Here is a 10,737-nt window from a genome sequence, read left to right on the forward strand (position 1 = left end):
CTTACGTCGATGATCAAGGGCGCTTGCGCTTTTCTTAGTAGATAGGAGGCAAAGAACATAATTGTGATGTCGTTGTCTTCGAATTCCTAGATAAAATGAAGATACCGAAAAGTTTTTGGAGTGCTAAGAAACTTTGTTTCAAATTACGTTATTGGCGTAAAACGGCGATTCAACACAAAGTCGAAGAAATGGCTCATTATGCGGGTATACGTATTTCTAGAGTCCATCCTCGAAACACAAGTGCATTAGCATATGATGGTTCTGGAAAAGTAGAACGCAATAATAAAAAAGACCTTGCCACGTTCACTACGGGCAAGATCTATCATGCTGATCTGTCAGCTGGTTATAATATAGCAGCTCGTTATTTTATTGGGGCATATCAAAAATCCATGTCAGAAAATTCAGGGTTGTCCTTGCAGGCAAAAGTTCCTGTAGTGGCAAAAAGAACATCACAAACTTTATCTTCGTTAATTAGTCTTCATCAGCAATGAAGTCACCGAAGGTGGCTTAATCGTGCTTGTTTTGTACTGTATTCAAGATAAGGGATGCAAATCAAATTGCGTAAGCAATTAGTTGGAGAGGTTCACATGATAAAACATTGTAGCTAAAACCAAAATTTTCTTAAGATGGGCTTTCTTTTTAGTTTTCAAGACACCAATTCTGGGTATATAATAAAAACATAAAAAAATATTCAGAAAATTGTTGCAATATCCGTCTGAATATTTCATAATAGTAAAAAGGAACAAGGGGGTATGTTCCAGTGAAAAAACAAAAAGTAGTCTATATGTTGAGAAGGTTTTCTGAGGTTAGGTATAAGAAGGTTATTGCCAAAAGGGAAATTTCGTTTGAGATTAAATTAGCTGCTAAATTATTTTTAGATGAGTTAACTTTCAAACGAAATAAGCATTATTTAGAAGGTTTAATTAATGAAGCTATTGAAGCAAATGATCGCGAAAGATTTTATGAATTAAGTACAGTCTATGCATCTTACACAAAAGAATAAACAAAAGAGGGTGGCATATGTCATCCTCTTTTTCAGTCTACATAGAAAAATGTATAAAGTGAAACTTCAATCAGTGAGGGTATTATTGTTCGTTCATGCCGTGATAAATGAATTTAAAAATAAGGTTTTTATGTTAAGTATGCCCCTAAATCCTTTTTCATGATACAGTAAAGATAGTTCTGAGAAAAGAAGGGATATACACCATGAAAAAAGCATTAATATTTTTACTTTTCCTAATCATTCTAATAGGGTGCCAAGCTCAAGATAAAGTATTTTCATTTCAGACAGCAACAAATCACCGAACAAGTACATTTGAGACAAAATCTACTCCAATCATAAATGATTCGAAAAATGAAGACAACGAGAATGAATCAGAGGATCTTGCCAAACAGGAGAGTGATCCTTCAGTTGTGGAGGTAGAGGACCCCTCTGCACTAGATGTGGTTGCTAATAAAAAAAGAATGCTTCCCGCGGATTATGTACCAGAAAATTTAGTAGTACCTAATGTACCTTTTTCTTTTAGTGGGGAAGATGAAAAGAGGTATGTTAGAGAGGATACAGCTAGTGCATTAGAGGAGCTATTTGCCGGTGCATCGGAGGAAGGGATAGAACTAGTGGCGGTATCTGGGTATCGCTCCTATGAGCGGCAAGCAGTTCTTTATAATCATTACGTAAACACAAATGGAAAGGAATACGCAGATAAATTTTCTGCACAGCCTGGAAAAAGTGAGCATCAAACAGGCTTGTCCATGGACGTTTCAGCAGCAGTGGTTACGTACAGGTTAGTACAGGATTTTGGGAATACGACTGAGGGAGAATGGCTAAAAAATAATGCACATCAATATGGGTTCATTATTCGATATCCTGAGGGTAAAAGCCATATCACAGGGTATAGTTATGAACCATGGCATATTCGCTATGTTGGGAAGGAAATGGCTAAAGAAATTTATGGACAGGATGTTACTTTAGAAGAGTACTTAGGATATGAGTAATTCCTAAGAGGATTTATGAAACTGCTTAAAATTTTTAAAGCTTTCCGACTTAGATATAAAAATATAAAAATGGTTCTTCAAATAGTGAGGAATCATCTTTTTTTATAGTACAAAGCTTCACCCCATTCAATTCTATTTCTACCCCTATTTTATGAGAATTCGAAAAATAACTCGTCTCTTTCTCCTCTTTTTTGATATTCTAGGAATAGAAGGTTAGCAAAGTTTAAGGAGGTTTTGAATGAAGAAGAAACCGGTAGTCAGTTGGATGATGTATGATTGGGGGAATTCGGCGTTTGCCACGACTATGATGGCTGCTGTATTACCTGTGTATTACTCTGATGTAGCTGCAAATGGAATACCAGAATCACTTGCAACAAGTTATTGGGGATATTCTCAGTCTATAGCCGTTCTAATTGTAGCCATCTTGTCTCCTGTTTTAGGAGCCATAAGCGATTCCGCTGGGTCTAAGAAGAACTTCTTAAGAACATTTGCTTATTTAGGGATACTGGCGAGTATTTTGCTCGCTTTTGTAGGGGAAGGAGATTATCTATTAGCATCCTTACTCATGATTATTGGGACTATTGGGTTTTCAGGAGGGAATGTATTTTACGATGCATTTTTACCTGAGATCGCAGAAGGGCAAAACATGGATAAAATTTCTTCCAGAGGGTATGCCTTTGGATATATTGGTGGAGGAATTCTTCTAGCGATTAACTTGTTAATGATCCAAAAGCCAGCATGGTTTGGATTTCCCGATACAGTAAGTGCCACACAAGCAACTTTTGTTACAGTAGGTATATGGTGGTTTATTTTTTCTATACCACTCTTCAAAAATATCAAAGAAGAAAAAAAGGTTCAGCCAAAGAGAGAGCACTCGTATGTGACTATCGGCTTTAAAAGAGTTGCCCAATCATTGACTGAAATTAAAAAGTTCAAGCAATTATTTTTGTTTCTTATAGCTTTCTGGCTCTTTAATGATGGGATTTCAACCATTATTAAAATGGCAACTATCTACGGAAGTGAAATCGGCATAGGGACAACTGATTTAATATCGGCCTTATTAATCACTCAATTCGTGGGTATCCCATTTGCGTTTTTCTTTGGGTGGTTAGCTACCAAGATTACTCCCAAAAAAGCTTTGTCTTTATCTTTAATCATCTATACGGGTATCGTTATTTTAGGTTTCTTTATGACAACTGCTCTCCACTTTTACATTCTGGCAATTTGTGTAGGCTTTGTTCAAGGAGGGGCTCAAGCATTAAGTAGATCTATTTTTGGAAGAATGGTACCAGGAAACCGTCATGCTGAATTCTTTGGGTTTTTTGGGGTTTCTTCGAAATTCGCTGCTATGTTTGGACCATTTGTGTTTGCTTTTATTGGGCAAATAACAGGTTCTAGTCGATTAGGGATTTTATCTTTAATCTTCTTCTTCGTTGTGGGATTCATCTTGTTGCAGTTAGTTGATATTGAAAAAGGTGAAAAAGAAGCAAAAGAAGCGACAGATCCAAAAGATAGAGTGATTATTTATTAACGAATAGTGAATAGATTAAAAAACGCAGGAATTATATAAATTCCTGCGTTTTTTTCTAAGAATAAGAAAATCCGTCTAGCTTCAGTGAAAAAGCTTCATCGAGTAAATCTTCGAAGTTTTTGCTTCGAGTAAGGAAAGCTACTTAGAGCTACTTCGCAGAAACAAGTGCGCTTCTTGTTACAAGGGGCGCATGCACTTTTCATATTTTGATTCCAAATTTTAAAAAGAAAAGCTTTTTGATATTCTGTTGATTTACAGAAAACAAATTTTGATTTAAAATTAAACTTAGACAAAGGAAAGAAAAAGTCTTTCGTGAAAAAAATTTAAATTCGCTCACTTTTCCAAAATTGCAGCATATCATTTTATTAGTAAAATGAACTTTTAAAAGTTCACTTTTTTTTAATATTAAGTTTCCTTAGGGAAAAATAGTGAGGGTAAGGAAATTGCTTATAAAGGAGAGATTTTATGACTGAAAATTTAATACTGGCATTTGGTTTTACATTAATGGCAGGTCTCTCAACAGGAATAGGTAGTATTCTTGCGTTTTTTACATCTTCAACAAACACAAAATTCCTTTCATTTTCTCTTGGGTTTTCTGCTGGGGTTATGATTTATGTGTCTATGATTGAAATCTTTGTAAAAGCACAGGATGCTCTTGTTCTTGAAATGGGTGAAGTAATGGGCAATTGGATGACAGTTGCAGGTTTTTTTGGGGGTATGTTACTCATTGCGTTAATTGATAAATTAATTCCTAAGCAAGGGAACCCACATGAGCTTAAGAAAGTAGAGGATATGAACAAGAAACCTCAAGATTCCAATTTGTTGAAGATGGGGAAGTTTACTGCACTTGCGATCGCTATTCATAATTTCCCAGAAGGAATTGCGACGTTTACTGCGACTTTACAAGATCCAACGATCGGTTTTGCAGTAGCTGTAGCCATCGCTATTCATAATATTCCAGAGGGGATTGCGGTTTCAGTTCCAGTTTATTTTGCGACAGGGGATCGAAAAAAAGCCTTTAAACTCTCCTTTTTATCTGGGATCTCAGAACCGCTTGGTGCGATTTTTGCTTATTTAGTTTTAATGCCTTATTTAACAGAAACGATGTTTGGAGTTATTTTCGCTGGTGTAGCCGGGATCATGGTATTTATTTCGCTCGATGAATTATTACCTGCAGCCAAAAAATACGATGAAGCACATTTGTCCATTTATGGAGTAGTTGCAGGCATGATGATTATGGCGCTAAGTCTTTTATTGTTTATTTAATAAAAACAGACCAAACCAATAAGATTTGGTCTGTTTTTCATCCATAAATAGACTCTGAGTAACGATTGGTTAATCCTAGTTCTAGAGGCTTACCTGTGTCATACGAATAGTTTCCTATAAGTTCACGGAGTAGAAGCTGCTTTCCTCTGGCAGGGGTTTGCCAAAAACGAATGATCTCAGAAATAATATCGATACTTTGTGCTCTAGCATGTTCATAAAGCTCCAAGAAGCTTTCTTCGGAAGACTCATTGGTTGCTGAATGATACCATTTATTATGTTGTTCATTTAAATAATCATGGTCATTCTGAAGCGGCTGATGGGAAAAATCAGAAACAAATGACCCTAGCAATTTATTCTTCCAGCCTAATGGGTCATAAAGAACACGTAATGCCCGTTTCATATCCCGATATGAATCCTGAATAAAGGAGTCAGTTGTTATCTCCTTGACCGAAGGAAAATGCGTATAGATTGTTTTCTTTAGGATATCTTCCACTTCAGAATTCAGCTTGTATCCTATATCAATTTCCTTATAAACAGGGGTTTTCCATGTAGGGAGGTTCCTGGCCTTCCTCATAAGGATGGTATCAATGGCAACTTCTAACCTTTGGTGATTATTTTTTTTGTATCCTGCTCGATAATGGATATAGGGATGAGTATTTCTATCTAAGATGTGATGAGTAATAAATCCTATTACATATGCTTTAGCATGATTGTTAGAGTTGGCTGAATGAAGAATTAAATCATATAGAAAATCTCCACATTTTTCTTGATGTATAAGATTTCCAACCTTTTCTACTGATTTTTCTTTTTTCCATGGCCAAAAGTTATGGTAAAAAAAAGGATCTGGACCTTGTGCGCCAAGATTCATATATCCTTGGTTTATCTCGGATTGATAAGGATACCTTACAGAGTCCATAACATCCTCACAAAACATAATATGTGTCCAAATATTAGGCATGAATCTTTCTCCCTTCACTGGTCCTGAAAAATCTATAGTTACATTATAAAGGAAATTATGTATATGCATAGATAGGTAATTCTTAAAGTTTTTTGTCCAAATAAAAAGAGTCCGCTATTTTGTAACATTTTAGCGGACTCTATTGTTCAAATTTCAAATTCATTCAATCGTATACCCTTCATGAAAATCGTGAGACAAAACTACGAGCGTTCTTCTCGACTCATCGCCTCCTTTATGTAACAATTTACTTAAAGGGTGCCTCCTTTCATGTAGTGTACTTATACTATAACCGAAAAACTGAATAGTGTAAATAGTCTGATTAAATTTTATCATTATTTTTAAAGGAAAACATTTTCGTATTGGATAAGGAGGAGATAGGTTTGGACTATCGAGTGGAAAAAGACACTATTGGAGAAATTAAAGTAGATGCTTCAAAGAATTGGGGGGCACAAACAGAAAGGAGCCGAAATAATTTTCCGATTGGTAAAGAAAAAATGCCATTAGAAATTATCCGTGCATTCGCTATTTTGAAGAAAAGCGCAGCTATAGCGAATCATAAGCTAGGACTATTGGAAGAAGAAAAAAAAGATGCCATTACATATGCGGCAGATCGAATTCTCTCAGGTGAATTAGATGAACACTTTCCATTGGTCGTTTGGCAAACAGGAAGTGGAACACAATCTAATATGAATGTGAATGAAGTTATTGCTTTTGTGGGGAATCAATGGCTAGAAGGAAAAGGAAAAGAATGTAGACTTCATCCTAACGATGATGTGAATAAGTCTCAGAGTTCGAATGATACGTATCCTACCGCTATGCATATTGCGGCAGTCCTAAAGGTAGAGGATGATCTTCTTCCTGCTATAGATGTACTAAAGCAAACTTTTGAAAAACAGGTGGATCGCTTTAAAGATATAGTTAAAATCGGTAGAACTCACCTTCAAGATGCGACTCCATTGACTTTAGGTCAAGAAATTAGTGGATGGCATCGTATGTTAGAAAAATCATCTGAAATGATTGAAAATAGCTTGGAATATGTAAGAGAGCTTGCCATTGGAGGAACAGCTGTTGGAACAGGGTTAAACGCACATCCTGATTTTTCTGAGATGGTATGTACTGAAATTGAAAAAATTACAAATAAGACATTTAAATCAGCAAAAAATAAATTTCATGCCTTAACAAGCCATGATGATATGGTTTATGTTCATGGAGCGATCAAAGGATTAGCAGCCGATATGATGAAAATCGCAAACGATATTAGATGGCTTGCCAGTGGTCCACGAAGTGGGATAGGAGAAATTACCATTCCCGCCAATGAACCGGGGAGCTCGATTATGCCTGGGAAAGTAAACCCTACCCAGAGTGAAGCAGTCACAATGGTAGCGGCACAAGTTATGGGGAATGATGCAACCATTGGATTTGCTGCAAGTCAGGGGAATTTTGAATTAAACGTCTTTAAACCAGTCATTGCCTACAACTTTATGCAAAGCTGTGAATTATTGAGTGATAGTATACGCTCTTTTAATGACAGATGTGCAATAGGAATTGAAGCAAATGAGAAGAAAATTAATCAATTTGTAAGGGATTCATTGATGCTTGTTACAGCACTCAATCCTTATATTGGGTATGAGAATGCTGCTAAAATTGCGAAGTATGCCTTTGAAAAGGAGCTCACATTAAAAGAAGCTGCTTTAGAAACTAAGCTTTTAACCGAGGAACAATTTGACGAATGGATTGATCCGAAGCGAATGACTGGATCAAATTAAGACGTAAATATATATTTTACAAAAGTAAAAAGCAGTTCACAAGCAAAAAAGGCACCGGGGAAAAATTGTCATCGTTTTTTTGTGATATCTCCTCTTTTTTCAGTCCATACTATGAGTAACACAGGAGGTGATACAACATGGCAAACAGCAACAATTCAAACCAACTTCTTGTACCTGGTGTTGAGCAAGCTCTTGATCAAATGAAATATGAAATTGCACAAGAGTTTGGTGTAAACCTTGGCGCCGATACAACTTCTCGTGCTAATGGATCTGTTGGTGGAGAAATCACAAAGCGTCTTGTACAAACTGCCCAGCAGCAGCTTGGTGGATTCCAACAATAATATAAGTTAATGGTTTTGGGAGGAATGGGAGACCATTCCTCCTTGTTTTTTATACAGATTTATAACTTTAGTCGGTTGATAGTATAGTAAAACTAAGGCTTTCTCCATTAGGACAGTTAAGTTTTTCTAACAAAAAAGAGGCAGGTGAGAAACATGTATGTATGTCCATTATGTAATGGCCTAAAGTCGTATCAAGTTAAATGCCCTTCTTGCTCGAGTGAAATGGACGATCATGGCAGGGTGGTAGATTTTTTAGATAATTACAGCCCTTACTTAGAAGATGAAGGACTAAAGCTTGTAGATGGGGTTGAAGACTCAAGCAAAAGCCATTTATGTGTCCACCTTGTTCAATGTCATAATTGTGGTCTTGAAGAAAATGTGAAAATTGAGGAACAATTTCTTGGAAGCTAAATAAAGTGAAACTTCAATCGATGAGTGTATACCCGCTAATGCATGATAAATCCCCCTATCGTATCGATGGGGGATTTATATAAAGGGGGTTAATCAATGAATTCGTTTTTCAGTGTCTTTATCAAAGAAGTGAGCTTTGTTCATATCAAGAGCTAGTTTGATTTTGTCCCCACCGCGGATATCAGTACGTGAATCCACTCGAGCAATGAAATCTTGATCATGAAATCTCAAGTATAGGAAGGACTCAGCTCCCATTAATTCTGCAACATCAATGGTTGCATCAAATGCAGTTTCAGGGCTTGATTCAAGAAATACTGGCTCATCGTGTACATCTTCAGGACGAACACCTAAAATAAGTTCTTTATTAAGGTAACCTTGATCACGTAGGAGTTTCATTTTTCCTTCTGGAACTTTTACTTTACCTTCATTGCCAAGTGAAAAATATCCATCTTCAAGAACACCTGCTAAAAAGTTCATAGAAGGTGATCCAATGAATCCACCTACAAAAATATTATCGGGCTTATCGTAAACCTCTTTAGGTGCACCTACCTGCTGAATAATACCATCTTTAAGAACAACAAGACGAGTAGCCATTGTCATAGCTTCCGTTTGGTCATGCGTAACATAAATAGTTGTAGTCTGTAAACGATGATGAAGTTTTTGAATCTCCGCACGCATTTGAACACGAAGTTTAGCATCTAAGTTAGACAAAGGCTCATCCATTAAGAATACCTTTGCATCACGTACAATAGCACGTCCAAGAGCTACACGTTGACGCTGGCCACCAGACAATGCCTTTGGTTTACGATCTAGATATTCTTCAAGGCCTAATATTTTAGCAGCATCTGTTACGCGACGCTCAATTTCTTCTTTTTTAAATTTTCTAAGCTTTAATCCAAACGCCATGTTATCATACACATTCATGTGAGGATATAGGGCGTAGTTTTGGAAGACCATCGCGATATCGCGATCTTTTGGTGCAACGTCATTTACACGTTTATCGTCAATATAAAGGTCACCATTACTGATTTCTTCCAATCCAGCAATCATGCGAAGAGTTGTAGATTTACCACAACCAGATGGTCCTACGAAAACGATAAATTCCTTATCTTTAATATGAAGGTTAAAGTCATCAACTGCTTTAACGTTCTTATCATATATTTTATCAATATGTTCTAAACGAAGTTCTGCCATTTAAAATCCTCCTATTTGTAAGCGTTTTTCTAACTGATGTAAGTTTATAACAAAAATGTTTTCATCGTAAATGGCAAACGTGCACAAAGATTTATTGCTAATTTGTGCAAGCTACCTAATACCCTTTAAATTTCCTATAAGAAGAGCTAAGTATGTCGTCATAGCCCCGCGAAACTGCTTCACATCAATTCCTGTTTTCTCAACAAATTTATCCACCCTGTACTGTAGTGAATTGCGGTGCATATACAATTTTTTGGCTGCTAATGTAGCATTTGAATTACACTCTAAAAATATTTGGATAGTTTTTAAAAGGTCAGGGTCATCTTCCACTTCTCGAAATATACTCATATACAGAAAATTGGCATCTTCTGCATCTATTGAATTCAAAAAAAGATATGGAATAACATCTATATGAGTAGCTACATCCTTTTTCACAGTGGACAGGGATAGCTGATAACACTTCTTCGCCCATTGGAAGGAAGAATACCCTTGGTCGATGGAATAAAACATTTCACTAATATAGATTTTTATTTTAATAAAAAAATCACTCATTAAAATATCGACGATTGCATCATAACTCACTGGCTCGTGGGATGTCTCATCAAACTCCTCAATAATAATCCCCTCTCCTTCATTTTCCCACAATACGGGCATATCCTTGGCAAACAGGCTTTTTAAAGCTTCTTTGAATGTGTCTACATCTATATCACCGTCTGATAAGGAGAAAAAAACAAATCGGAAGGAGTTCACTCCTTCAAACTTTGTTAATTCTTTATCTGATTGCAGATTGTATAGAAGATCCCACCATTGTGTTTCATTCTTTGTATAGTTGGGATGATAATTGCGATATTTTTTTAAAAAGGTACTAAGCAATAACTTGTCTGATTTGGAAAGATCTGAATTTGCTATTCCAATAATCGTATGATCTGGCAACTCAAACCATTCATATTCTTCATCTGTACTTTTTAATTCATCTGATCCTTGTATGATTAAACTTGGAAATAGATTTTTTAAGTTCTCGATCATTTAAATCCCTCTTTTAGCTTCTTTTTAATCCATTATAACAGGTGTGGGTAGGGGGGATACATGTTGAAACTTTTTTTAAAAGATAAGTATAAAATTTGTCTAGCTCCAGAGAAAAAGCATCATCGAGTAATCTTCGAAGTTTTTGCCCCGAGTAAGGAAAGCTGCATAGAGCTACTTCGCAGAAACAAGTGTTTTTCTTGTTTCGAGGGCGTTTGCGCTTTTCTTAAAAGATAAGAAATCATTATGGCT

General features: G+C 36.2%; 11 protein-coding genes. 8 read left to right on the plus strand and 3 right to left on the minus strand.

The genetic code is table 11. The features are described from left to right. The first annotated feature begins 95 nt into the window (after positions 1–95). From RZN25_17175 to zupT, 5 genes are all read left to right on the plus strand, one after another. The gene (locus RZN25_17175; protein ID MEQ6378544.1) at positions 96–491 is read left to right on the plus strand and encodes a hypothetical protein; all 396 of its coding nucleotides are present in this window, start codon (positions 96–98) and stop codon (positions 489–491) included. Between the two features lie 269 nt (positions 492–760). After that, a complete protein-coding gene (locus tag RZN25_17180) occupies positions 761–1,003 on the plus strand; it encodes an IDEAL domain-containing protein (protein MEQ6378545.1) in 243 nt (80 codons plus the stop codon). 203 nt (positions 1,004–1,206) lie between these two features. Then, a complete protein-coding gene (locus tag RZN25_17185; GenBank protein ID MEQ6378546.1) occupies positions 1,207–1,995 on the plus strand; it encodes a M15 family metallopeptidase in 789 nt (262 codons plus the stop codon). Between the two features lie 238 nt (positions 1,996–2,233). Continuing rightward, positions 2,234–3,526 carry an MFS transporter gene (locus RZN25_17190; protein MEQ6378547.1) on the plus strand — a complete coding sequence of 431 codons (1,293 nt, stop codon included), beginning with the start codon at positions 2,234–2,236 and terminating at the stop codon, positions 3,524–3,526. 465 nt (positions 3,527–3,991) lie between these two features. After that, a complete protein-coding gene (gene zupT, locus RZN25_17195) occupies positions 3,992–4,792 on the plus strand; it encodes a zinc transporter ZupT (GenBank protein MEQ6378548.1) in 801 nt (266 codons plus the stop codon). A 37-nt stretch (positions 4,793–4,829) separates the two neighbouring features. On the opposite strand, the gene RZN25_17200 is transcribed toward zupT, so the two are convergent. Further along, positions 4,830–5,750, minus strand: coding sequence for a zinc dependent phospholipase C family protein (locus RZN25_17200; protein ID MEQ6378549.1), 921 nt, complete (start codon positions 5,748–5,750; stop codon positions 4,830–4,832). Between the two features lie 380 nt (positions 5,751–6,130). On the opposite strand from RZN25_17200, the gene fumC reads away from it, so the two are divergent. The 3 genes from fumC (at position 6,131) to RZN25_17215 (ending at position 8,268) form a co-directional block, all read left to right on the plus strand. Further along, entirely contained in the window at positions 6,131–7,516 is a 1,386-nt protein-coding gene (fumC, locus tag RZN25_17205) for a class II fumarate hydratase (protein MEQ6378550.1), read from the plus strand. A 137-nt stretch (positions 7,517–7,653) separates the two neighbouring features. Then, positions 7,654–7,857 carry an alpha/beta-type small acid-soluble spore protein gene (locus RZN25_17210; GenBank protein MEQ6378551.1) on the plus strand — a complete coding sequence of 68 codons (204 nt, stop codon included), beginning with the start codon at positions 7,654–7,656 and terminating at the stop codon, positions 7,855–7,857. Positions 7,858–8,097: 240 nt separating this feature from the next. Then, entirely contained in the window at positions 8,098–8,268 is a 171-nt protein-coding gene (locus RZN25_17215; GenBank protein MEQ6378552.1) for a hypothetical protein, read from the plus strand. A gap of 93 nt (positions 8,269–8,361) precedes the next feature. Here RZN25_17215 and ugpC read toward each other — a convergent pair whose 3' ends face one another. Together ugpC and RZN25_17225 are read right to left on the minus strand one after the other, a co-directional pair. Beyond that, positions 8,362–9,462, minus strand: a complete 1,101-nt coding sequence (gene ugpC / locus RZN25_17220; GenBank protein MEQ6378553.1) for a sn-glycerol-3-phosphate ABC transporter ATP-binding protein UgpC — start codon at positions 9,460–9,462, stop codon at positions 8,362–8,364. Positions 9,463–9,573: 111 nt separating this feature from the next. After that, entirely contained in the window at positions 9,574–10,488 is a 915-nt protein-coding gene (locus RZN25_17225; protein MEQ6378554.1) for a helix-turn-helix domain-containing protein, read from the minus strand. Positions 10,489–10,737 lie beyond the last annotated feature (249 nt).

The sequence above is a fragment of the Bacillaceae bacterium S4-13-56 genome (genome assembly GCA_040191315.1).
Classification (GTDB): domain Bacteria; phylum Bacillota; class Bacilli; order Bacillales; family JAWJLM01; genus JAWJLM01.

Excerpts from the sequence above, each read along its gene's own strand:
- RZN25_17175 (MEQ6378544.1), top strand. The coding sequence starts at position 96 with ATGAAGATACCGAAAAGTTTTTGGAGTGCTAAGAAACTTTGTTTCAAA.
- RZN25_17190 (MEQ6378547.1), top strand. The coding sequence starts at position 2,234 with ATGAAGAAGAAACCGGTAGTCAGTTGGATGATGTATGATTGGGGGAAT.
- ugpC (MEQ6378553.1), bottom strand. The coding sequence starts at position 9,462 with ATGGCAGAACTTCGTTTAGAACATATTGATAAAATATATGATAAGAAC.
- RZN25_17200 (MEQ6378549.1), bottom strand. The coding sequence starts at position 5,750 with ATGCCTAATATTTGGACACATATTATGTTTTGTGAGGATGTTATGGAC.
- RZN25_17185 (MEQ6378546.1), top strand. The coding sequence starts at position 1,207 with ATGAAAAAAGCATTAATATTTTTACTTTTCCTAATCATTCTAATAGGG.
- zupT (MEQ6378548.1), top strand. The coding sequence starts at position 3,992 with ATGACTGAAAATTTAATACTGGCATTTGGTTTTACATTAATGGCAGGT.
- RZN25_17210 (MEQ6378551.1), top strand. The coding sequence starts at position 7,654 with ATGGCAAACAGCAACAATTCAAACCAACTTCTTGTACCTGGTGTTGAG.
- RZN25_17225 (MEQ6378554.1), bottom strand. The coding sequence starts at position 10,488 with ATGATCGAGAACTTAAAAAATCTATTTCCAAGTTTAATCATACAAGGA.